Origin of the sequence: Luteibacter sp. CQ10 (assembly GCF_040900725.1) — a bacterium.
Taxonomy (GTDB): domain Bacteria; phylum Pseudomonadota; class Gammaproteobacteria; order Xanthomonadales; family Rhodanobacteraceae; genus Luteibacter.
Genome location: NZ_JAEUYM010000001.1, coordinates 617,049 through 637,851, shown reverse-complemented (window position 1 = coordinate 637,851; position 20,803 = coordinate 617,049). Strand labels below are relative to the sequence as shown.

The 20,803-nt window shown below is 66.9% G+C and carries 25 protein-coding genes and 1 pseudogene; 17 read left to right on the top strand and 9 right to left on the bottom strand.

From position 1 onward, the window contains the following. The first annotated feature begins 184 nt into the window (after nt 1–184). The 3 genes from JNG39_RS02995 to JNG39_RS02985 all read left to right on the top strand — a co-directional run bounded on the left by JNG39_RS02995 (nt 185) and on the right by JNG39_RS02985 (nt 1,637). Complete coding sequence (locus JNG39_RS02995; protein WP_368309580.1) at nt 185–508, top strand: ComEA family DNA-binding protein; 324 nt, start codon at nt 185–187, stop codon at nt 506–508. Nucleotides 509–628: 120 nt separating this feature from the next. Then, nucleotides 629–1,078: an SET domain-containing protein-lysine N-methyltransferase gene (locus JNG39_RS02990; protein ID WP_368309579.1), complete on the top strand. Its 450-nt coding sequence runs from the start codon at nt 629–631 to the stop codon at nt 1,076–1,078. Between the two features lie 22 nt (nt 1,079–1,100). Further along, entirely contained in the window at nt 1,101–1,637 is a 537-nt protein-coding gene (locus JNG39_RS02985; RefSeq protein WP_144911547.1) for a GNAT family N-acetyltransferase, read from the top strand. Nucleotides 1,638–1,641: 4 nt separating this feature from the next. Here JNG39_RS02985 and JNG39_RS02980 read toward each other — a convergent pair whose 3' ends face one another. Next, complete coding sequence (locus tag JNG39_RS02980; RefSeq protein WP_368309578.1) at nt 1,642–2,505, bottom strand: 2OG-Fe(II) oxygenase; 864 nt, start codon at nt 2,503–2,505, stop codon at nt 1,642–1,644. Between the two features lie 41 nt (nt 2,506–2,546). Between JNG39_RS02980 and JNG39_RS02975 the strand changes: the two genes are divergently transcribed. Then, a complete protein-coding gene (locus JNG39_RS02975; protein ID WP_368309576.1) occupies nt 2,547–2,963 on the top strand; it encodes a DUF3224 domain-containing protein in 417 nt (138 codons plus the stop codon). On the opposite strand, the gene JNG39_RS02970 is transcribed toward JNG39_RS02975, so the two are convergent. Continuing rightward, on the bottom strand, nt 2,957–3,205 hold the full coding sequence (locus JNG39_RS02970; protein WP_368309575.1) for a GIY-YIG nuclease family protein: 249 nt from the start codon (nt 3,203–3,205) through the stop codon (nt 2,957–2,959). The genes JNG39_RS02975 and JNG39_RS02970 overlap by 7 nt on opposite strands. Before the next feature lie 21 nt (nt 3,206–3,226). Between JNG39_RS02970 and JNG39_RS02965 the strand changes: the two genes are divergently transcribed. Further along, a complete protein-coding gene (locus JNG39_RS02965) occupies nt 3,227–4,264 on the top strand; it encodes a PLP-dependent aminotransferase family protein (protein WP_368309573.1) in 1,038 nt (345 codons plus the stop codon). A gap of 12 nt (nt 4,265–4,276) precedes the next feature. Here JNG39_RS02965 and JNG39_RS02960 read toward each other — a convergent pair whose 3' ends face one another. After that, nucleotides 4,277–5,065: a ThiF family adenylyltransferase gene (locus JNG39_RS02960; RefSeq protein ID WP_368309572.1), complete on the bottom strand. Its 789-nt coding sequence runs from the start codon at nt 5,063–5,065 to the stop codon at nt 4,277–4,279. Between the two features lie 94 nt (nt 5,066–5,159). Here JNG39_RS02960 and JNG39_RS02955 point away from each other — a divergent pair, with 94 nt between their 5' ends. The 4 genes from JNG39_RS02955 (at nt 5,160) to cqsA (ending at nt 9,413) form a co-directional block, all read left to right on the top strand. After that, a complete protein-coding gene (locus JNG39_RS02955; protein ID WP_368309571.1) occupies nt 5,160–5,552 on the top strand; it encodes a cytochrome c in 393 nt (130 codons plus the stop codon). A gap of 37 nt (nt 5,553–5,589) precedes the next feature. Continuing rightward, nucleotides 5,590–6,969: a sensor histidine kinase gene (locus tag JNG39_RS02950; RefSeq protein ID WP_368309569.1), complete on the top strand. Its 1,380-nt coding sequence runs from the start codon at nt 5,590–5,592 to the stop codon at nt 6,967–6,969. After that, nucleotides 6,969–8,006 carry a response regulator gene (locus JNG39_RS02945; RefSeq protein ID WP_144910830.1) on the top strand — a complete coding sequence of 346 codons (1,038 nt, stop codon included), beginning with the start codon at nt 6,969–6,971 and terminating at the stop codon, nt 8,004–8,006. The genes JNG39_RS02950 and JNG39_RS02945 overlap by 1 nt, the downstream gene beginning before the upstream one ends. Nucleotides 8,007–8,150: 144 nt before the next feature. Then, a complete protein-coding gene (cqsA, locus tag JNG39_RS02940; protein WP_368309566.1) occupies nt 8,151–9,413 on the top strand; it encodes an alpha-hydroxyketone-type quorum-sensing autoinducer synthase in 1,263 nt (420 codons plus the stop codon). Here the strand turns inward: cqsA and JNG39_RS02935 are convergent. From JNG39_RS02935 to JNG39_RS02920, 4 genes are all read right to left on the bottom strand, one after another. Further along, complete coding sequence (locus JNG39_RS02935) at nt 9,400–9,705, bottom strand: Mpo1-like protein (protein ID WP_368309565.1); 306 nt, start codon at nt 9,703–9,705, stop codon at nt 9,400–9,402. The two genes, cqsA and JNG39_RS02935, sit on opposite strands and share 14 nt — an antisense overlap. Before the next feature lie 63 nt (nt 9,706–9,768). After that, nucleotides 9,769–10,647: a pirin family protein gene (locus JNG39_RS02930; RefSeq protein WP_368309564.1), complete on the bottom strand. Its 879-nt coding sequence runs from the start codon at nt 10,645–10,647 to the stop codon at nt 9,769–9,771. A 132-nt stretch (nt 10,648–10,779) separates the two neighbouring features. Further along, nucleotides 10,780–10,983, bottom strand: a complete 204-nt coding sequence (locus tag JNG39_RS02925) for a cold-shock protein (RefSeq protein WP_036111837.1) — start codon at nt 10,981–10,983, stop codon at nt 10,780–10,782. Between the two features lie 323 nt (nt 10,984–11,306). Further along, nucleotides 11,307–11,516, bottom strand: coding sequence for a cold-shock protein (locus JNG39_RS02920; RefSeq protein ID WP_046967385.1), 210 nt, complete (start codon nt 11,514–11,516; stop codon nt 11,307–11,309). Nucleotides 11,517–11,830: 314 nt separating this feature from the next. Here JNG39_RS02920 and JNG39_RS02915 point away from each other — a divergent pair, with 314 nt between their 5' ends. Continuing rightward, on the top strand, nt 11,831–12,313 hold the full coding sequence (locus JNG39_RS02915) for a hypothetical protein (protein WP_368309563.1): 483 nt from the start codon (nt 11,831–11,833) through the stop codon (nt 12,311–12,313). Here JNG39_RS02915 and JNG39_RS02910 read toward each other — a convergent pair. Continuing rightward, nucleotides 12,310–13,608, bottom strand: coding sequence for a winged helix-turn-helix domain-containing protein (locus tag JNG39_RS02910; protein ID WP_368309562.1), 1,299 nt, complete (start codon nt 13,606–13,608; stop codon nt 12,310–12,312). The genes JNG39_RS02915 and JNG39_RS02910 overlap by 4 nt on opposite strands. A gap of 83 nt (nt 13,609–13,691) precedes the next feature. Between JNG39_RS02910 and JNG39_RS02905 the strand changes: the two genes are divergently transcribed. Then, entirely contained in the window at nt 13,692–14,246 is a 555-nt protein-coding gene (locus tag JNG39_RS02905) for a hypothetical protein (protein WP_368309560.1), read from the top strand. Nucleotides 14,247–14,379: 133 nt separating this feature from the next. Beyond that, nucleotides 14,380–15,444, top strand: a complete 1,065-nt coding sequence (locus tag JNG39_RS02900; RefSeq protein ID WP_368309559.1) for a phospholipase A — start codon at nt 14,380–14,382, stop codon at nt 15,442–15,444. A 78-nt stretch (nt 15,445–15,522) separates the two neighbouring features. Here JNG39_RS02900 and JNG39_RS02895 read toward each other — a convergent pair whose 3' ends face one another. Then, a complete protein-coding gene (locus JNG39_RS02895) occupies nt 15,523–16,005 on the bottom strand; it encodes a peptidylprolyl isomerase (protein ID WP_247374123.1) in 483 nt (160 codons plus the stop codon). 186 nt (nt 16,006–16,191) lie between these two features. Between JNG39_RS02895 and JNG39_RS02890 the strand changes: the two genes are divergently transcribed. The 5 genes and pseudogenes from JNG39_RS02890 (at nt 16,192) to JNG39_RS02870 (ending at nt 20,754) form a co-directional block, all read left to right on the top strand. Then, nucleotides 16,192–18,186 carry a biotin carboxylase N-terminal domain-containing protein gene (locus tag JNG39_RS02890; protein ID WP_368309558.1) on the top strand — a complete coding sequence of 665 codons (1,995 nt, stop codon included), beginning with the start codon at nt 16,192–16,194 and terminating at the stop codon, nt 18,184–18,186. A gap of 11 nt (nt 18,187–18,197) precedes the next feature. Further along, nucleotides 18,198–19,091: a hydroxymethylglutaryl-CoA lyase gene (locus tag JNG39_RS02885; RefSeq protein ID WP_368309557.1), complete on the top strand. Its 894-nt coding sequence runs from the start codon at nt 18,198–18,200 to the stop codon at nt 19,089–19,091. A gap of 125 nt (nt 19,092–19,216) precedes the next feature. Continuing rightward, nucleotides 19,217–19,702, top strand: a pseudogene (locus JNG39_RS02880) (GNAT family N-acetyltransferase); the annotation flags it as partial. A gap of 18 nt (nt 19,703–19,720) precedes the next feature. Continuing rightward, nucleotides 19,721–20,191: a GNAT family N-acetyltransferase gene (locus JNG39_RS02875; RefSeq protein ID WP_368310798.1), complete on the top strand. Its 471-nt coding sequence runs from the start codon at nt 19,721–19,723 to the stop codon at nt 20,189–20,191. Continuing rightward, nucleotides 20,188–20,754 (top strand): N-acetyltransferase family protein, encoded by a 567-nt coding sequence (locus tag JNG39_RS02870; RefSeq protein WP_368309556.1) that lies wholly within the window; start codon nt 20,188–20,190, stop codon nt 20,752–20,754. The genes JNG39_RS02875 and JNG39_RS02870 overlap by 4 nt, the downstream gene beginning before the upstream one ends. Nucleotides 20,755–20,803: the final 49 nt, after the last annotated feature.

The following is a 20,803-nucleotide window of genomic DNA, read 5'->3' as shown; positions in this document are numbered from 1 at the left end:
CGTGGGGCAAAACGCGATTGTAGCAGCGCCGACGGCAGGCCCTCGGGGACGACGGCCTCGCCCGCGCCCGGATGCTGGCCGTGCGCCGACGGGTTTCACCGCCCTCGACCGGTTCGCGAGCGGTCCCACCGCACGCAAAGTGATCCGTTCGCGTCACCCGACGCGAGTCCACGAGGAGATACCCATGAACCGATACCTTTCCGCCCTCACCGCGCTGCTGCTCGCCTCGCCCGCTTTCGCTTCCACGCCGGTCAACGTCAATAGCGCCGACGCCTCCACCCTCGCCCAGTCGCTCGACGGCGTGGGACTGGCGAAGGCCAAGGCCATCGTCGCCTGGCGCGAAGCCAACGGCGCCTTCGAGTCCGCCGACCAGCTCACCGACGTCAAGGGCATCGGCCCCTCGCTGATCGACCGCAATCGCGACGCGATCCTGCTTGCCGACGACAAGCCCGCGAAAAAGAAAGCGAAAACCGCCAACAAGCCCCACCCGACCGATAACGACGAGTAATCCCCGCGGGGCGGAAGGCAGCCCTCCCCCTTCCGCCCCGCCATGAACGCGCTACACTCGCGCCCCATGCCGGGGGCGAAACATTCGCCACCCGCGACGGAACAAGGGCCTGATGATCCGATGATCCTGCCGCGTTACCGCATCGCCGCCTCGGGGATTCCCGGGGCCGGCAAGGGATTGTTCGTCGAGGAATTCGTGGCCGCCGGCCAGGTCGTCACCGCGCCCGACGCCATCGACCGTACCTACGCATGGAACGAGATCGAGCGTTCGCCCGATCTCCACGCCGCCGCACGCTGGTTCGGCGACCGCTATACGCTCTCGCCCGACTGGCCCGACGAGTGCTACGTGAACCACAGCTTCGCCCCTACCGGGCTCTGGCACCTGGGGTTCATCTTCGCTGCGAAAGACTTGCCGCAAGGCACTGAAATCACGGTCGATTATCGACACCTCCTCGCTCCGGGCCAGCAAGAGGACTTTAACGACGCGCTCACTGGTGAGAAAATAGTCGGCTTGTCCTGGCCGGAAAGCCTGGCGTCGACTACCCGCGCGCTGGCAGCACTGATCGGCTGAACCCTTGGTCACTTCGATGGCAATCTGCGACATCCCCGTAATCGAAACCGCGCGGCTGCGGCTCACCGCGCTCAACGAGCGTCACTTCGACGACTACGCGAGCATGCTCGCCGACGCCGACAGCACGCGCTGGATCGGTGACGGCCAACCGCTCGACCGCATGAACGCCTGGCGTTCGATGGCCATGCTGCTGGGCCATTGGGCGTTGCGTGGCTGCGGCATGTGGGCGATCGAACTTCGCGAAACGGGCGAATTCATCGGCCGCGCCGGCCTGATGAAACCCGAAGGCTGGCCCGACCTGGAACTGGGCTGGATGCTCAAGCCCGACCACCGCCACCATGGTTATGCCACCGAAGCGGGCGCGGCGATCCTCGACTACGCGTGGAACCGCATGCATGCGCAACGCGTGATCAGTCTCGTGCGCATCGGCAACGAGGCCTCCGATCACGTCGCGGAGCGACTGGGCGGCGAGCACATCGACAACATCGATTTCCTCGGCGGGGCGACCCACCTGTTCGCGTACTACCCGCCCCACCGCGAAGTGCGTCGCGCCAGCTGACGACTTAGCCGGGAAACGCCCTCTCCCGCATCCATTTGGTCACGATCCATTTCTCGCCCCGGGTCACCGGGGCGCCGCCATGCAGCGTGAGCGGATCCAGACCGCCTTCCGGCGTGTCGTATTCGAAATACAGGCCCTGACCCTCCCTCGGCACGACACTGAAATCGATGCGCGGGAAGATCGTCTCGCCACCGGCTTCCACGTCGTTGAGGTACATGATCAAGGTGGATACGCGCTGGCCGCCCGTATTCAGGTGCGGCAGGCTGCCCTTGTCGGCCGGATCGAAATAATCGAAGTGCGGCTGGTATTCGCCGCCGATGCCGTACCGCATCACCTGCAGCCCCTCACCATGTTCCTCGGGCAAGTGCATCAAGGCGGAAACGCGCCGGTCGACCAGCGCGACCAGTTCGTTTTCCGCGCGTTGGAAATAGGCGCCGTCGCTGGTGCGGATATCCATCACCGCATGGCGGCCATGATCCCGGTCCACCACGGCGGAACGCGTCAGGCGCCGTGCCGCCATGTCGCGAAACGCCCTGCATTCCTCTGCCGACAACACGCCGTCGAGCACGGCCACGGCAGGGCGGGCGATCCGCGCGAGGACTCGCACCGTCCGGTCACCCGCATCGAGTTCGTGCCCGTCGGCCAGTCGGCTGCGGAACACGGTGCGTTCCGTTGGCGACGCGGCGGGCGACGTGCCGTGCATCGAGTACGCGTCGTCGATGGCGGTCCAGGCCGCGCGTTCGGCGAATCCGTTGTCGATCATCGTCTGCAGGATGTCGACCGCACGCGAGCCGGCGTGCAGGGACTCGGCTATCCAGCGGTGCCAATCGGGCGTAACCTTCGTGTGTTGTCGTTCGTTTCCGGACATGCCGTCATCCTAGCCGTTACACGAATCCGATCGGTAGCCCCATGACCCACACCGCGAAAGGTACGTTCGACGTCAAGATCGAGCCCGACGGCACGCCCGACGAAGGCGAAGGCAGCACGCTGGGAACGTTCCTCCTGACCAAGCGCTATCACGGCCCGCTCAATGCGGAGTCGCACGGCCACATGATTTCCGCCGCCAGCACCGCCGAGAAACATTCCGCGGCCTACGCCGCCGTGGAACGGCTCACCGGCTCGCTGGACGGCAGGAGCGGCAGCTTCGCGCTCGTGCATCGCGGCATCATGTCGCCGGCGGGACGCGAGTTGCGCATCGCCATCGTTCCGGACTCGGGTACGGGCGAACTCAAGGGCATCAGCGGCACGCTCGATATCGATATCACGCCGGATAGAACGCACCATTACGTTCTCGAATACACCCTGCCCGGCGGTGACGTTCACTGAGCCCCGTCGAGCAACCACGCCAGTTTTCGCTCCCTGGGCAGGCGCTTGAGCGCGTACTCGGCCTTCGATGCGGTCGAGCGGTCGGGAAACGGGCGGAAACCGAGCAGCCGCACGGGGGGATGGGCACGCGTGTAGCGTGCTCCCCTGCCCGCCGCGTGCGCGGCATAGCGCGCCGGGAGATCGTTGGTGATCCCTGCGTACCAGCTGCCGTTGCGGCATTCGATGAGATAGACGCACCACATGGGACGGAAGGGTAACCCGCCATGGCCAAGCACTACGATCTGGCGGTAAACCTACCCTTGCGTTCCGCCGTCGCCGAACGGTTGCGGCGGGCTCTCGCACACGCCCCCATCGATGAGCGGATGCTGGCCTATCCGGCGCCGGGCGGCGATCCCGGCGTGCTCGACGCCATCGCCGGATGGATGGACAGGCACGGCGGCCACGACCTGCCCGACGGCCGTCGACTGGTGCTCACCCTGGGCGCCCGTCATGCCCTGGTGCTGGCCCTGGACGCGTGCTGTTCGCCGGGCGATGCCTTGCTCGTGGAATCGCCGACCTATCATGGCTTTCGTGCCGCCGCGGAAGCCCGCGGCGTGCGCACGATCGAGGTCGCCATGGACGACGACGGCCTGAGGCCCGACGCCCTCGACGATGCCGCGCGATCGAGCGGAGCACGCACGTTGTACGTGCAACCCACCCTGCACAATCCGACCACGCGGACGATGTCGATCGTGCGACGTCGCGAGATCGCGGACGTCGCCCTCGTCCGCGGACTGACCCTCATCGAGGGCGACGTGTATTCGCCTTTGCTGCCGCGTAGCGCGATTCTCCCGCCGCTCTCCTCCCTGCTGCCCGACCGCTGCCTGCATGCGGGCGGCATCGGCAAAGTGCTCGGTCCCGGCCTGCGCATCGGCTGGCTACTGCTTCCGGATGAAAAAAAGCGGGATGCCTTGGCGTCGAGCATCGCTCGCGATACGGACGGGTTGCCCGCGCTGCTGCCGGCCGTGGTCGGGCGGTGGCTGGCCGATGGCACGGCCGACGGGTTGCTCGACGGGCTGCGCGGGCACCTGCGCGAACGCAATGCATTGGCGAGGACGATCCTGGGCGACGCGCTGGTGACGGCGGACGCGTTGCATGCGTGGCTGCCGCGAGCGGATGCCGAGGTCGTGGGCGAACGGATCGGACAAGCGGGCGTCGCCGTGACCGTGGGACGGGGCGGCGTTCGGTTGAGCCTGGCGGCCGAGGAGGACATCGGTCGGCTGGAAGCGGCGTTGCGCGTCGTCGCGGCAAAGGCCGGCTGAGGCGCGGGCCTGTCAGCCCTTGGCCGGCGCCGCCAGTTTTTCGAGCGCCTTGCCCACCGCCGCGAACGCGAATGCACCCGTCACGTGCGTGGCGGCGCCCAGGCCCCCGCCGCAATCCAGCTTCAACGCGTCCGCCCCTGGCGGACGCACCCCGCACACGCTGCCGTCCGGCTGCGGGTACTGCACGTTTTGCATGGAATACACCGCCGACACGCCGAAGAACCGTTGGGGATTGCGCGGAAAGCCGTGCTCCTGCCTGAGCTTCTTGCGGATCATGCTGAGCATGGCGTCGTGCTCAGTACGCGACAGGTCGCGCACGCGGATCAGCGTGGGATCGGTACGGCCGCCCGCCGCGCCGACGGTAACCAGCGGCAGCTTGCGCCGCCGGCACCATACGATGGTCTCGAGCTTGACCTTCAGGGCGTCGCAGGCATCGATCACCACGTCGTAGTGGCGATCGAGCAGATCGTCGAGATTGGAAGGGGTAAGGAAGCTCTCGACCGCCTCCAGGCGCATGAGCGGGTTGATCGCATGGGCCCGCTCGGCCAGCACGCCCACCTTCGGCTTGCCGTATTGCCCGTCGAGGGCATGCAGCTGGCGGTTGGTGTTGGACAGGCAGACATCGTCGCCATCGATCAGGGTGAGCCGCCCGATGCCGCTGCGGGCCAGCGCCTCGGCCGCCCAGGAGCCGACGCCGCCCACGCCGATCACGCAAACGTGGGCGTCGGCCAGGCGCCCGAGGCTGCCGCGGCCGTAGAGCCGTTCGATGCCGGCGAAACGTTCGGCCTGGGCGGTGCTCACGGGTGTTCCGGTATCAGGTAATGCGTTCATTGTCTCATATTGAAAGAAGCGGACCGTCGGCTATGCTCACAATCTCACGATCCATGGAAATCCGATGCGCGCCTTGCTCCTCGTCATCCTCGGCCTCGCCATCGGGGCGGTGGGCGCCACCTCCGCCCTGTCGGCCCTGCGCCAGGGCACGCCGTTCCACAAGGGCGTCATGGCCGTGATGGACCACCATGTCGACGCGCTGCGCGCCGACATGCGGGCGAACACCTGCGAAGCCAAGAGCGTGGCCATGCACCTCGACCGCCTGCGGGAGACGGCCAGCGACGTCCGCGAGGCCTTCGGCACCGATATGGACGCGGGATTCGGCCAGGCGGCCGATCGCCTCTCGTCCTCCCTCGACGAGGCGGTCGCCGCGGCTCCCGCCTCGTGCGCCGCCCTGTCGACCGCCCTGCGACCGGTGGGCGAGGCCTGCCAATCCTGCCATCGTCAGTACCGGTGACCCGCATGCCCCTTCCGCCCGGCCGTCCCTGAAGACGATGTCGCCACATCCCGAGGACAAGCCCGTCGAGCGCAGGCCCTTCGTGAAGATGCAGCTATGGCTGCTCTTCCGTGCCATGGCCCGTTTCGAAACCACGATGTTCCTGCGCACCCGCTATTCGCAGCCGAAGATGGTGGCGATCGGCGTGGTGGGCAGCTTCTGCCTCGCGGTGTATTACCCGGTCTGGGCGTACCTGTTTCCGCAGCCGTACGAAAACCTGCCGATGCGGCTGATCTGCAGCGCCACGTTCATCCCGCTGGCCCTCCTGCCCTGGTGGCCGCGCCGGCTGCGCACCCACCTGCCGACGTACTGGTACTTCGCCATGACCGTGGCGATGCCTTTCTTCGTGGGCTACATGACCCTGCGCAACGCCACCCCGGCCTGGCTGATGACCCACATGGCCTGCGTGATGTTGCTGATGATGCTCTTCGACATCGCCAGCTTCCTGCTCGTGTTCACCCTGGGCAGCCTCATGGCGGCCCTCGTGTTCGCGCTCTCGCCCGAGGCGCACCTGCACACGCGGACGATGCTCGAATACGTTCCCCTCCTGCTGTTCGCGATGGTCGGCGGCGCCACCTGCACCGTCTCGTCCAACGTCGCCGATCAGTCGCGCATCGACGCCCTGACCGCCGCCTCGAACAACATCGCCCACGAGTTGCGCACGCCCCTGGGGTCGCTGCGCATCGCCGCGCGGGCCGTCGCCCGGTTCATGCCCGACCTGCTGCGCAGCCATCGGCTCGCCGAGAGCGAGGGCCTGCCGGTGCCGGAAATCCGCGAGCAGAACCTGCACGCGCTCGAGCGCAGCATCGGCGTGATGGAGCGCGAGGTCACCTATGCCAATACCATCATCGACATGCTCCTGCTGTCGGCGCGCCCCATCGGCGAGGTACCCCTGGTCCCCCTGACCGCCCGCGAATGCGTCGAGCAGGCCCTGAGGCGCTTCCCCTACGGCTCCCGGGCCGAGCGCGAGCGCATCACCCTGGCGCCGGGGGGCGATTTCGCCCTGGTGGGCGAGGAAACCCTGGTGGTGCACATCCTCTTCAACCTGCTCCGGAATGCGCTTTTTCATACGGATCGGGCGGGCAAGGGCGAGATCCGGGTGTACATCGAGCCGGACGACGACGGCAATCGCATCCGTGTCCACGACACCGGTCCGGGCATCCCGCCGGACGTCTTGCCCCGTATTTTCAATCGCTTCTACTCGTATGCCAGCCACAGCGCCGGCACGGGCACGGTCACCGGCCTCGGCATAGGGCTCGCTTTTTGCCGCGCGGCGATGGAGCATATGGGCGGTAGCATCGTCTGCCGAACGAACCTGGGTGAATTCACCGAATTCACCCTGACTTTCCCGCATCCGCATTCCGGGGACCGGCAGTGATGACGTTGAACTCGCAGGGCGATATCCAGCCCTTCCACTTTCCCACCACCACGGTGCTGGTCGACGACCACGAGGAATACCTCGACGTCGTGCCGCTCCTGCTCGATCCCATGGTACGCGTGCGCACCTTCAGCTCCCCGCGCAGCGCCCTGGCCACCCTGGGCAACAACGGCAGCCGCCCCGTCCCCGGCGGCGGCTGGCTGTATCGCTGGAAGGACCGGCCCTCCGAAACGCAGGAACTGGTCGCCCTGGACATCGATTCCATCCACCGGGTGGTCTACGACCCCGAGCGCTTCGCCGAGGTCTCGGTGGTGGTGGTCGACCAGGCGATGCCGGAGATGGACGGCATCACCTTCTGCAAGCGCCTGCCGAACCCGCACATCGGCAAGATTCTCCTTACCGGCCGGGCGGACGACGCGACCGCGATCGACGCTTTCAATTCTGGCGTCATCGACCGTTTCATCCGGAAGAACGACCCGCTCGCCATCGAAAAGCTGCAGGCCGCCATCGTCGAACTGCAACGCCGCTATTTCGAGCGCGCCAGCGCCTTCGTGGCCGAAACCCTGGCACTGGGCAACTTCAGGTTCCTGCGCGATCCTGCCTTCCGGGAAGTGCTGCAAAGCGTGACCGCCACCTTCCAGCCCGTGGAGTGCTACGTGCACTGCAACCCCACCGGCCTGCTGCTGGTGGACGCCTGGGGCATCGGCCGGTTCCTGCTCGTGCAGACCGATGAAGACCTCCGCACGCATTATGAAATTGCGGCAGATTTGGGCGCGCCCGCGCCCGTGCTCGACGCGCTCCGCAGCGGCGAAGCCCTGCCCTGGTTCGCATCCCGCGACGGCTTTTACCACAAGGGCGTGGAAAACCCCGAAGCGCACATGTATCCCGCCACGGCCGTTTCAGGTGAGCAGTGGTATTACTACGCCCTCATCGATGACGTGGAGCGCTTCCGCCTGCAACACGTGAAGTCCTACAGGAGCTGGTTGCGCGAACAGGACCTGAGCCTCTCCGCCGACAGCCGCCCGCGGTTCATCTAGCTCGATCTCTCTCTGGCAATCACGAGGCGGACGCTGCGCCTCCCCCGTTGCTGCGCCGGCCTGGGCGAGGCCGGCGCGTGCGCGACGCATGACCGTGCGCCGCGCACCCTGTCGCCCGCACCCTCACCAGAGAGAGAGATACCCATGGAACAGATTTCCGCCGTTCACCGCATCGCCAAGGCGCCAGCGCTCCCCGATTTCGTTCACCGCAGGGTCGAACGATTTCACGACGAACGCGTGGCCCTTGACTGGGGCGGCCGTCACATTTTGCGTGGAAGCCGTCCCCAGGCGGATGCGTTGATGCTCCAGAGCAACGACTACCTGGCCATCGCGGGCCATCCCGCGATCGTCGAGGCGCAACGGGAATCGCTCGGCCGAGGCGGGCTCGGCATGATGATGTCGGCATTGTTCCAGCAGGATGCCGATGCGCCGCTTCGCCAGGCCGAACACGAACTGGCGCGAGCCGTCGGCAGCGAAGACGGCATCCTCGCCCAGTCGGGATTCGCGGCCAACGTGGGCCTGATCCAGTCCATCGCCGCAGAGCGGGTACCCGTCTACGTCGACATGCTCGCGCACGCCTCGCTGTGGGAGGGCATCCGCAGCGCGGGCGCCACGGCCGTCTCGGTGCTGCACAATGACCTCGCCCATCTCGAACGGCAGATCCTGCGCCACGGACCCGGCGTGATCGTGGTGGACTCGGTCTACAGCACCAACGGCAGTCTTGCCCCGCTGGAGCGCATCGCCGACCTGTCCGAGGCCAACGGCTGCGTGTTCGTCGTCGACGAGTCGCATTCGCTGGGCACCCACGGCGAGCACGGTGAGGGCCTCGTGGCCAGCCTCGGCCTCAACGACCGCGTGCATTTCATCACCGCGAGTCTCGCCAAGGCCTACTGCACCCGCGCGGGATTCATCGCCTGCACCACGCGATTCAAGGACTACTTCGGCTGCGAGGCCCTTCCCGCCATTTTCAGCTCGTCGTTGCTGCCGCACGACATGGCCGGCCTCATGGCCTCGCATCGCGTGATCCGCACGGAAACCTGGCGCCGCGAGCGGTTGCGCGAGGTCACCCGCCACGTGCGCGGCGAGCTGGCCGCCATGGATTATCCGATCGAAGACGGGACCGAACAGATCGTGGCCTTCGAGGCGGGCGCCGAACTGCTGACCGCCCACGTGCGCGACGTCATGGAGCGCCACGGGATATTCGGCTCGGTATTCAGCGCCCCGGCCACGACCGTCAACCGGTCGCTGTTGCGCCTCACGCTCAACGCGGGCATGCGCGACGAGGACGTGGCGCGACTCATCGATGCCTGTCGCCAGGCGCGCGACGAGATGAACCTGCCGGCCTGGAGCGCCAGCCGTCGCGCCAGGCGTCATGCCGATCGTCAACCGGCGCTCAGCGCAGCCTGACGCGCCCGCGGAGGATGTCGAAAAACATCCGCCAGTCGCCCATGAGGCTGTACAGCGGATGCCGGAACGTGGCGGGCCGGTTCTTCTCGTAGACGAAGTGGCCGATCCAGGCAAAACCATAGCCCGCCACGGGCGCGAGCCATAGCCATGCGGGGCGGCCCGTGAGCACCGCCAACGCCAGGACGAGGAGCACCACGCAACTGCCTGCGAAATGCAGTCGCCTGCAACGCACGTCGGCATGCTCGCCGAGGTAATACGGATAGAACTCGCCGAAACTCGCAAAACCGGCCATGGATGGCCCTCCCTTCGATAGCCGACGATGCTTCGTCGCCCGCATCGGTGCCCGCGCGACCGATCAGTGATCCGGCAGCGGGATCCGCTCGTTCTCGTCGCCCGGCACCTTCGGGAAACGCTCGTGGTTCGCGATCTTCCAGTCCGCCTTCGCGCGTTCGATCAGCTCGGGCGAGCTGGCGACGAAATTCCACCACATGTGGCGTTCGCCATCGAGCTTCTCGCCACCGAAGAGCATCACCAGCGCATCGTCGTCCACGCTCAACTCGGGCCGCTCGCCGTCGAAGGCCACCGCCATGTCCTTCGGACCGAGCGTGAGGCCGCCCAGGCTGACCTTGCCTTCGATGACGTAGACGCCGGACTCCGCGTGCTTCTCCGGCATCGGCAACCGCGTGCCCCGGCGCAGTCGTGCCTGCACCAGGAACATCGGGGAAAAAACCTTTACGGGAGAGCGCTCCCCGTACGCGTCGCCCACCACGACGACGAGCGAGCCGCCGTCGATCTCCTTCGTCGGCAGCGACGCCTTGCCGTGATGATGGAACTCGGGGGCGATCTCCTCGTGCGCCTTCGGCAGGGCCACCCATACCTGGACGCCGTGGATGTCCTGGCCGTGGCGCCGCTCGTCGGGAGGCGTGCGCTCGGAATGCACGATGCCGCGCCCGGCGGTCATCCAGTTCACGTCGCCCGGGTGGATGTCCACCAGGCTGCCCAGACTGTCGCGATGGCGCAAGGCGCCCTCGAACAGCCACGTGACCGTGGCCAGGCCGATGTGCGGATGGGGCCGGATGTCCAGGCCGGCATCCTCGTGGAACGAGGCCGGCCCGAAATGATCGAAGAAGACGAAAGGCCCCACATGCCGGGCCTTCAGGTTCGGCAACAGGCGTCGCACCACGAAACCGTCGCCCAGGTCGCGTGGCTTGCCTTCGAGGGTAATGGCGGTCACTGGCTGTCTCCGGGGAACATGCCGCCAGCGTAGCGCAGTGCCGCACGCACAAACAAAAACTCCCCCGGAAACAGGGTCCGGGGGAGCATGAAGTCGACAGGGCTTTCGGCGGAATGCCGGCCCGTCAGAACGTCACTTGGGAACGACGTTATCGGCCTGGGGGCCCTTCTGGCCCTGGGTCACCGTATATTCGACCTTCTGGCCTTCCGCCAGAGACTTGAAGCCGTTGCCCTGGATGGAACGAAAATGCACGAACACGTCCGGGCCGCCTTCATCCTGGGTAATGAATCCAAAACCCTTGGCGTCGTTGAACCACTTCACCGTACCAGTTGCCATTACACACACCCTCTATCGGAACACAAATACCGGCTGCGAGCCGGCGACGTTACTGGGCATGCATGGCATGGGTGATGCGATGGAGCGGGAACTGACTCGCCTACATCGGGTCACTCGCGTGACCGCGCAAACACAGTACGGCCGATCATAACCACATTTTCGACAACGTCTGTAGGAAAAATCCTACAGAGGACGATTTTTTGACGGAGATCACGCACGCATTCGTGAAGAAAGGTGCAAAATCGGCAAATTCGCCACAACGCGAGCATGAAAAAAGCCGGGCGTTTCCACCCGGCTTTCGCGAAGCGATTCGGTGAACAGGCTTACGCCTTGTTCACTTCCTCAGCCTGCAGGCCCTTCTGGCCGTTCACGACCTTGAAGGAAACCTTTTCGCCCTCGGCCAGCGACTTGAAGCCGTTGCCCTGAATGGCGCGGAAATGCACGAACACGTCCGGGCCGTTCTCACGGGAAATGAAGCCGAAGCCCTTGGCATCGTTGAACCACTTGACGGTGCCGATCTCACGATCCGACATAGAAACACTCCAATAACTAAATAACGAATGAAACCAGTAACTTAAAGGAAGCTACCGATTACTGGTGTGCAAGGAAACGCGAGGAGCGAAGCGATGTGGCGGATTCGTAATCAGCGGCATCGGGTCAACGTAACTCTATGACCCCGGCAAACACAGTGGCCGGATCATACCCGTCTCCGCCGCAAATAGCGATGGCGACCTGCCCCACGACCGGCATGACGTCGCGTTCACCCCCTCCGGGCCCATGCTCTGGCGGCGTCGCACCTTCACGTGCGACGCTCTGCCCCGCCGATCCACACAAGGGAACGCCGCCCATGACCATCCGCCCCGTATCCCGCATCGTGCCCCTGGCCATCGGCCTGGCCGTGCTCGCCGCCTGTTCGGACCACAACACCCGTAGCACGACGACGTCCACCCGGACCGTCGGGAGCACGTCCACGCAAGCGGCATCCGGCCACGCCGAATCGACCCGGTCCTCGTCCACCGCCGTGACGAAGCCTTCCACGCGGACCACGAAGTCGAAGGACGCTCCGCTGCCCGACAGCACGGGCATCGCGGCCTGCGACGAGTACCTGGCCAGCTACAAGAGCTGTCACCTGGCTGCCGGCGTCTTCCCCCGCGACCAGATCGACAATCGCTACGACATGATGCGCACCAGCCTGCTCCGCCAGTCGCAAGACCCGGACATGCGCGACCAGCTCGGCGCCCGTTGCGCCTCGCTGGCCGGTCAGCTGAAAGACGTGCTCAAGGGCAAGTCCTGCGCCGACGTGCCGGCACCGGCGTCCACCTCGCCCTAATCGCGCAAGGCGGTGGCGAGCAGCGCGGCCAGGCCGCGCGGCTCGCCACGCTCCACGATCACGCGCGGCGTGCCATGCCATGCCGCGCACTCGCGCAAGGCACCCGCCACCGACGCGACGAGCACCGGCGAGGCGGCCTGCCCCGCTTCCAGCCATATCCCGAGCACGCGGAACACGCCTTCCTGCCGATGCGCCTTGGCGTCGAGCCGGCCCACCAAGCGGCCGCGATGCAGGATCGGCAGCACGTAGTAGCCATAGCGACGTTTCGGCGCCGGCACGTAGCACTCGATCGTGTAATCGAAACCGAAAAGATCGCGCGCCCGTTCGCGATCCCATACCACGGGATCGAACGGCGAAATCAGCGTGGTGAGCGTGCCGCGTAGCGCACCGCGTGACGCCGCGTCGAGCGACGCCTCGTGGTCCCGGTGCACGTAGGCCGGTTCGTCCCATCCGTCGAACGCCACTTCGATGAGCGTGCCTTCTTCGACGAGCGGTGACAGCTCCTCGAGCGTGACGCGTGGACGCAACCGGAAGTAGTCGGCGATCCAACGGGCCTTCGTCACGCCCAACGCGCGCACGCTGGCGAGAATGAAATGGCGTCGCACGACCGCTTCGTCCAGCGACGATGCCGGTGGCGGTTCGGGCCATCGCGCCGTGACACGGGACGCCAGGTCGTAGACGCGCTGGAAGCGATCCCGACGCAGGACCATCAGCTCGCCCAGCGCGAACCACGCCTCGAGCCAGCGTTTTTCGGGTTTCCATCCCCACCAGCCTTTCGTGGCGGGGGCGTCGCGTTCGAAATCGGATGCGCGAAGCGGCCCTTCGCGGCGCACGCGTTCGAGTAGTGCGTCCATGTCCGCGCGCGCTTCGGCGTGGGCGCGCTGCGCATGCTTCAACGCCCAATGGTTCACGCGACTGAGCCGATAATCGCGGTGATAACGGTATTCCGCCGCGGGAACGAACGAGGCCTCGTGCGCCCAGCATTCGGCGATGCGACCGTCCGCCAGGGCCTCGTCGAGCCAGGTTTCGCGATAAGCGCCCAGGCGCGAGAAAAGCACCATGTACGGACTCCTCGCCACCACGTGGATCGTGTCGATCTGGAGCAGCGCCATGCGTGCGATCGTCGCGTCGATATCGGATGCGCGCGCCTTGCGCGAGGGGCGCCGAAGCAGCCCCTGGGCGTTCAGGTGCATGAGTTGCGCCGAACGCTGGGAAAGGCGGATCACGGCGTGCGTAGAGGGGCCGTCGGATACGCGTGACGCCACGGTGAGGCCTTTTTCCAGTTGGGCCACCATTAAATCGCTCCTTGCTAGCGTCGGCAATGTCGTCGCGAACGAAGGGTTCGCGACCACCGTCACGACAACGAAGGAGGCTGTCCATGAAGAACCCCGTTCGCGCCGTAGCCTTCGGCGCATCGCTGCTGCTGACAGGTGCGGCTTTCGCCCAGGTTCCGCCGCCGGCACCGTCCCAACAGGTCCCGCCTCCACCGCCGGGTGAAGCCACGCCACCCCCGCCGGGCGCCATGCCTCCGCCGGCCTCGCCCGCCGACATGCCTCCGCCGCCGCCGACCCATGGCGTGCCGCCGGCGACGACGCAGGCGCCCGATCCGAGCATGCCGCCGCCCGCCTCCAACGCGCCGCCCCCGCCGCCTCCGCCGCCCGGCGGCATGGAATCCGGCACCACGTCCGGTGCACCGATGAACACGCCGCAGGGCCAGGTCACCGTCAACAGCGGTCCCGCACCGGCGAAACCGGCCGGCCCAGCGCCCGATTGGGCGACGCTATCGGGAGGCAAATCGTCCGTCACCGAGAAGCAGGCCTCGGCCTACCCGCTGCTGGCGAACGACTTCCAATACGCCGATTCCAACCACGACGGCAAGATCAGCAAGGCCGAATACACCAAGTGGGTGGCGCATTCCGGCGCAGGACAGTAACCGATGCACCCGTGCGGAGGGCAGCGATGCCCTCCGCACTTCGATAACGCCAGCACTGCACATTTTTCACACATCGGCAGCGGATACACTTCCGCCCCTCTGGCCATAGCGGCCGGAACCAGGGAGTGACCGCATGAAACGTTTCACCGTGACCGGCGCGCTGGGCGCCTGCGCCTTACACGCGAGCGCCGCCTTCGCGCAGAACCCGAGCCCGATGGATATCCGTGCGTGCTCGGCCATCGAAACCGATTCGCAGCGCCTGCTGTGTTACGACAAGGCCGTGGGCCGCACGCAGATGTCGCAGGCGGCCAAGCGAACCGACGAGAAGGCGAACTCGATTAGCGTCGACCTGGCCACGCGCGATTCGAAAGACGTCGCCCGTCCGCTATCCCTGCTCGACAGCCGGTGGGAGCTTTCGCCCGAGTCCAAGCTGGGCACGTTCAACCTGCGCGGTTACCGGCCCACCTACGTGTTGCCTTTCTTCGCCGCGTCGAAGCAGAACACGACGCCACATAGCCCCGCACCGGACCACGCGGTGACCACGCCGCAGGATCTCGATCGCGTGGAGGCGAAATTCCAGATTTCGCTGAAGACGAAGATCGGCGAGAACCTGTTCGGCGACAACGGCGATCTGTGGGTGGGCTACACGCAGTCGTCCCGCTGGCAGGTCTACAACAAGGACAATTCGCGTCCGTTCCGCGAAACCAACTACGAACCCGAGGTGCTGCTGGCCTTCGCCACGAACTATCAGATCCTCGGCTGGACGGGCCGCCTGGCGAGCATCGGCGTCAACCACCAGTCGAACGGCCGCGCCGATCCGCTATCGCGCAGCTGGAATCGCGTGGTGGCCGACATCGGTCTCGAACGCGAGGGGTGGACGATCATGCTCCGCCCATGGTGGCGCATTCCCGAAGAGCGCAAGAACGACGACAACCCCGATATCCAGGATTACATGGGGCGTGGCGAAATCCAGGTGGTGCACGAGCTGGGACGCAATGAGTTCGCCCTGGCCGCCCGGCATTCCTTCCGCACGGGCGATCGCTCACACGGTTCGCTGCGTTTCACCTGGAGCTTCCCGCTGGTGGGGAACCTGCGCGGTTACCTCGAAGCCTTCAACGGCTACGGCGAAAGCCTGATCGACTACAACCACCGGGCCTCGTACCTGGGCGTGGGTGTGTCGTTGCTCGACTGGTACTGAGTGAGGCGCCCCGCCCCTTCGGCAAGAGTGTCGCTACCGAAGGGGTGGGAGCCGATCGCATCGGCGAATCCAGCGACCTCAGTGGTGGTGGCCACCCTCACCATGCACGTGGCCGTGCGACAGCTCGTCGTCGGTCGCTTCGCGCACGTTGGTGATCTCGACGTCGAAATGCAGCGTCTGGCCGGCCAGCGGGTGGTTGCCGTCGACGGTGACGTTGTCGCCTTCGATCTTGCTCACCGTGACGTTGATGCTGCCCTGGTCGTTGCGGCCCTGGAACTGCATGCCGGGCTGGAGGTCTTCCACGCCCTGGAAGGCGGCACGCGGCACCACCTGTACCAATTCGTCGTGGCGCACGCCATAGCCCTCTTCGGGGGCCACGTCCACCTTGAGCTTGTCGCCGGCCTGCTTGCCGGTGAGTTCCTTCTCCAGGCCCGGCACGATGTGGCCTTCGCCATGGATGTAGGCCAGCGGCTCACGACCTTCCGAGCTGTCGATGACAGTGCCCTGGTCGTCGGTCAGCGTGTAATGGAAGGAAACGACGTGGCGGTCGGCGATCTGCATGAAATTCTCGCTTTGCTGGGGAAAAAGGCCGGGCCGAACGAGCACCGGCGGACCTACAAGGCTAGGGGAGGCGCTCCCTCACTGCAAATCCGCCGCCCGCGATGCTGCGCCGCAACCCGCCGGGAGGGCGGATTCTGGTAGTTTTCGCGGTTCCCCACCGCCCTATTTCGCACCGCCGGGAGCCGCATGTTCGACTGCATTCTCATCGCCAACCGCGGCGAGATCGCCTGCCGCGTGATCCGGACCTGCCGCCGCCTCGGCATCCGCACCGTGGCCGTGTATTCCAGTGCCGACGCCGACGCGCAGCACGTGCGTCTCGCCGACGAGGCCTGGCCCATCGGCGGACCGCGTCCGGCCGAGTCCTACCTGCGCGGCGACGTCATCATCGAGGTGGCGCGCCGCACGGGGGCCCAGGCCATCCATCCGGGTTACGGCTTCCTTTCCGAAAACACCGACTTCGCCCGCGCCTGCGCGGCGGCCGGCATCGCCTTCATCGGTCCGCGCCCGGAAAGCATCGACGCCATGGGCTCCAAGGCCGCGGCCAAGGCATTGATGGAGCGGCACGCCGTGCCCCTCGTGCCGGGCTATCACGGCGACGACCAGGATCCCGCGCGCCTCGCCGACGAGGCGGAGCGCACGGGCTTCCCGCTGATGATCAAGGCGGCCGCCGGCGGCGGCGGCAAGGGCATGCGCATCGTGCGCGATGCCGCGGCCTTCGCCGAGGCGTTGGCGTCCGCGCAGCGCGAGGCGGCGAACGCCTTCGGGGACACGCGGGTCATCCTCGAGCGCTACGTGGATCATCCGCGCCACATCGAGTTCCAGGTGTTCGGCGATACGCACGGCAACATCATCCATCTCAACGAGCGCGAATGTTCCGCGCAACGGCGCTACCAGAAGGTGCTGGAAGAAACGCCTTCGCCATTCCTCGACGACGCACGGCGCAAGCGCATGGGTGAAGCCGCCGTCGCCGCCGCCCGGGCGGTGGACTACGTGGGCGCGGGCACCGTGGAGTTCATCGTCGGCCAGGACGGCGAATTCTTCTTCATGGAAATGAACACCCGCCTCCAGGTGGAGCATCCGGTCACCGAGGAAACCCTCGGGCTCGACCTCGTGGAATGGCAATTGCGCGTCGCCTCGGGCGAACCGCTGCCCCTGGCGCAGGACGACATCCGCGCGAGCGGGCACGCCATCGAAGTACGCCTCTACGCCGAAGACCCGGAGGCCAACTTCCTTCCCGGATCGGGCAAGCTCCTGGCGCTCGAACTGCCCGCGCCGTCGCGCCACGTGCGCCTCGACGGCGGCGTGGTGGCCGGCGACACGGTCACGATCTTCTACGATCCGATGATCGCCAAGCTCATCGTCCATGACACCGATCGCGACGCGGCCCTGCAACGCCTCCGCGACGCGCTCGCGGCCACCGACATCGTCGGTCCGAAGTCGAACGTGGCCTTCCTCGAACGCCTCGCCCGCCATCCGGTCGTGGTGGAAGGCCGCATCGACACGGGATACCTCGACCGTCATCTCGACGAATTCCTCGTCGGCGACGCGCGCGCGGACGATACCGAGCGCTTCGCCGCCGCCGTGGCGCTGCTCCTGGCCGACGAGGCCACGCACGACGCTCCCGCCGGCGACCCGCACTCGCCCTGGGCCGCCGCCGACGCATGGCGCATCGGCCATCCGGGCAAGCGGGTGATGGCACTGATGGAAGGCGACGTGCGCCACGAGATCGAAGCGCATGGCCACGACGGCCACTATGTGTTGCGCCACGGCGAAGCCACGTGCACCGTGTCGGGTGCCCGGATCGTCGACGGCACCCTTTCGGCGCGCTTCGACGATCGCGCCCGCCGCCTGCCGGTGGCGATGCGCGCCTCCCGCGTGCGCCTGCACGACGAACGGGGGCACCGCTGGACCTTCGAGCGCGCCCCGGCCTATGCCTGGGCGGGGGCGGAAAGTGGCGGCGCCCACCACGTCGTGGCGCCGATGCCGGGGCGCATCGTGCTGGTGCGCGCCGCGCCGGGCGATATGGTGGAAGAAGGCCAGGAACTGCTGGTGATGGAAGCCATGAAGATGGAGCTCGCCTTGAAGGCGCCACGCGCCGGCACCATCGAGTCGATATCCGCCGCGCAGGGCGATTTCGTGGACGCCGACAGCGTGCTCGTCCGCTTCGCCGAACCGGCATGAACGGAGCCGTCATGTCCCACCACGTACGCATCGTCGAAGTCGGCCCGCGTGACGGCCTGCAGAACGAAAAGGCCATGCTGCCGACGGCGGTGAAGATCGAGCTGATCGACCGCCTCTCGGCCACCGGCCTGGCCACCATCGAGGCCACCAGCTTCGTCAGCCCGAAGTGGGTACCGCAACTGGCCGACGCGGCCGAGGTGTTCGCGGGCATCCGCAAGGCACCGGGCGTGGTCTATCCCGTGCTCGTGCCCAACCTGCAGGGTTACGAGCGGGCACGCGAGGTCGGCGCCACCGAGGTCGCCGTGTTCACCGCGGCGTCGGAAGCCTTCAACCGCAAGAACGTCAACGCGTCGATCGACGAATCGATCGATCGTTTCGTTCCCGTGCTGGAACGCGCGCGCGTCGACGGCGTGGCCGTGCGCGGTTACGTGTCGACGGTGCTGGGCTGCCCCTACCAGGGCGAGGTGCCGGTCGGCGACGTGGTCCGCGTGGCCAGGCGTCTGCACGACCTGGGCTGCCACGAAATCTCGCTGGGCGACACCATCGGCGTCGGCACGCCCGCGAAGGCCCGCGCCATGCTGCGCGCGGTGGCCGCCGAGGTGCCGATGGCCGATCTCGCCGTGCATTTCCACGACACCTACGGCCAGGCCCTGGCGAACATCCTCGCCTGCCTGGAAGAAGGCGTACGCGTGGTCGACAGCGCCGTGTCCGGCACGGGCGGCTGCCCCTACGCCAAGGGCGCCACGGGCAACGTGGCCAGCGAAGACGTGGTCTACATGCTGCACGGCATGGGCATGACCACCGGCGTCGATCTCGACCGGCTCGTCGAGACCGGGGCATGGCTGGCGGCGCGTCTGATGAAGGAAACGGCGAGCCGGGTGACGCGGGCGCGTACGGCGGTCTGACGCGTTCGCCGATGCGATCGGCTCCCACCCCGTCGGTAGGATGCTCGCTACCGAAGGGGTGGGAGCCGATCGCATCGGCGAAACAAGGTCGCGATACACCCACCTTCCATGGCAGCATCGCCGTCATGCCCTCCGAACTCATCCTCCGCCCCATCGAGCCGCGCGACGACGCCCAGGTCGCCGCCGTCATCCGCACGGTCATGCCGGAATTCGGTGCCGACGGCCCCGGCTTCGCCCTTCACGATCCCGAGGTGGACGCGATGTCCGCCGCCTACGCCGTACCGCGCCGCGCCTACTTCGTCGTCGAGAAGGACGGCCGCGTGGTCGGCGGTGCCGGCATCGCGCCGCTGGACGGCGGTGACGACGAAACCTGTGAGCTGCGCAAGATGTATTTCCTGCCCGAGGCGCGCGGCACGGGGGCGGCATCGAAGCTCATGCGCCTGTGCCTCGATGCCGCACGGCGTGCCGGCTTCTCGCGCTGCTACCTCGAGACCCTCACGGGCATGGACGCGGCGCAGGCGCTCTACCAGCGCCACGGCTTCACCCGCATCGACGCGCCGATGGGCGGCACCGGCCATTTCAGCTGCGATCGTTTCTACCTGCGCGGCCTCAACGACGGCGACCTCGTCGTGGCGCCCTCGCCTCCCTCGCTGACCTTCGCCATCGACGACCCGGGCAAGCCCGACGTGCTGCCGCTCATCGAACAACTGCACGGTTACCTGTCTGACCTCGACCGCCATCCGCCCGTGCCGCCGTCGGTCACCGTCGACAGCCTGCAACGTCCGCACGTCACCTTCATGACCGCGCGCGTGGACGGCACGCCGCTGGCCTGCGGCGCGAGCATCGACCGCAGCGATTACGTGGAGCTCAACTACATGTACGTGCTGCCCGCCTGCCGCGGCATGGGCCTGGGCAAGCAGATGCTCGAAGCCCTCGAGCAGCAGGTACGCCGCACCGGCGCGCGGACCGTGAAACTCGAGACCGGCACCGCGCTGACCGAATCGATCGAACTCTACGAACGCGCGGGCTATCGCCGCTGCCCGCCCTTCGGTGACCATCGCGCCAACGCCAACAGCATCTTCATGGAAAAAAACCTGTGATCCGCATCGCCACCGAGGCCGACGCCGCCGCCTGCCACGCCATCTATGCCCCGGTCGTCGAAACCAGCGCGATCACCTTCGAAACCGAGCTACCCGGCGAAGAGGCCATGCGCGGGCGCATCCGCGCGCGCCTGGCCAACCATCCGTGGCTGGTCTGGGAAGAACACGGCGGGGTGCTGGCCTATGCCTACGCGGGCCGCTTCCGTGAGCGGGCGGCCTACGACTGGATCGCGGAAACCTCGATCTACGTGCACGAGAACGCGCGTCGTCGCGGTATCGCCAAACGCCTGTACGGCACGCTGCTCGATGTCATGGCTCGGCAAGGTATCAACCAGGCCGTGGGCGTCATCACCCTGCCCGGCGATACCAGTGTCGCCATGCACGAGGCGATGGGTTTCGCTCCCGCCGGTGTATGGCCCAAGGCCGGCTACAAGCTCGGCCGCTGGTGGGACGTGGGCGTGTGGAGCAAGTTCATGAGCGAGCCGGTGGTGCCGCCGACACCCGTGGTGCCGTTCGTCGAGCTGGCCGCCGCAGGTGGCCTGGACGATCTGCTGCGGCCTTGATTCGCCGATACGATCGGCTCCCACCCCTTCGGTAGCGACCTTTCTACCG

Bases quoted from the DNA above. Each gene is read 5' to 3' on its own strand.
- JNG39_RS02995 (WP_368309580.1), top strand. From the start codon at position 185: ATGAACCGATACCTTTCCGCCCTCACCGCGCTGCTGCTCGCCTCGCCC.
- JNG39_RS02990 (WP_368309579.1), top strand. From the start codon at position 629: ATGATCCTGCCGCGTTACCGCATCGCCGCCTCGGGGATTCCCGGGGCC.
- JNG39_RS02980 (WP_368309578.1), bottom strand. From the start codon at position 2,505: ATGTCCGGAAACGAACGACAACACACGAAGGTTACGCCCGATTGGCAC.
- JNG39_RS02975 (WP_368309576.1), top strand. From the start codon at position 2,547: ATGACCCACACCGCGAAAGGTACGTTCGACGTCAAGATCGAGCCCGAC.
- JNG39_RS02970 (WP_368309575.1), bottom strand. From the start codon at position 3,205: ATGTGGTGCGTCTATCTCATCGAATGCCGCAACGGCAGCTGGTACGCA.
- JNG39_RS02965 (WP_368309573.1), top strand. From the start codon at position 3,227: ATGGCCAAGCACTACGATCTGGCGGTAAACCTACCCTTGCGTTCCGCC.
- JNG39_RS02955 (WP_368309571.1), top strand. From the start codon at position 5,160: ATGCGCGCCTTGCTCCTCGTCATCCTCGGCCTCGCCATCGGGGCGGTG.
- JNG39_RS02950 (WP_368309569.1), top strand. From the start codon at position 5,590: ATGTCGCCACATCCCGAGGACAAGCCCGTCGAGCGCAGGCCCTTCGTG.
- JNG39_RS02945 (WP_144910830.1), top strand. From the start codon at position 6,969: ATGACGTTGAACTCGCAGGGCGATATCCAGCCCTTCCACTTTCCCACC.
- cqsA (WP_368309566.1), top strand. From the start codon at position 8,151: ATGGAACAGATTTCCGCCGTTCACCGCATCGCCAAGGCGCCAGCGCTC.
- JNG39_RS02935 (WP_368309565.1), bottom strand. From the start codon at position 9,705: ATGGCCGGTTTTGCGAGTTTCGGCGAGTTCTATCCGTATTACCTCGGC.
- JNG39_RS02925 (WP_036111837.1), bottom strand. From the start codon at position 10,983: ATGGCAACTGGTACGGTGAAGTGGTTCAACGACGCCAAGGGTTTTGGA.
- JNG39_RS02920 (WP_046967385.1), bottom strand. From the start codon at position 11,516: ATGTCGGATCGTGAGATCGGCACCGTCAAGTGGTTCAACGATGCCAAG.
- JNG39_RS02915 (WP_368309563.1), top strand. From the start codon at position 11,831: ATGACCATCCGCCCCGTATCCCGCATCGTGCCCCTGGCCATCGGCCTG.
- JNG39_RS02910 (WP_368309562.1), bottom strand. From the start codon at position 13,608: ATGGTGGCCCAACTGGAAAAAGGCCTCACCGTGGCGTCACGCGTATCC.
- JNG39_RS02905 (WP_368309560.1), top strand. From the start codon at position 13,692: ATGAAGAACCCCGTTCGCGCCGTAGCCTTCGGCGCATCGCTGCTGCTG.
- JNG39_RS02900 (WP_368309559.1), top strand. From the start codon at position 14,380: ATGAAACGTTTCACCGTGACCGGCGCGCTGGGCGCCTGCGCCTTACAC.
- JNG39_RS02895 (WP_247374123.1), bottom strand. From the start codon at position 16,005: ATGCAGATCGCCGACCGCCACGTCGTTTCCTTCCATTACACGCTGACC.
- JNG39_RS02890 (WP_368309558.1), top strand. From the start codon at position 16,192: ATGTTCGACTGCATTCTCATCGCCAACCGCGGCGAGATCGCCTGCCGC.
- JNG39_RS02885 (WP_368309557.1), top strand. From the start codon at position 18,198: ATGTCCCACCACGTACGCATCGTCGAAGTCGGCCCGCGTGACGGCCTG.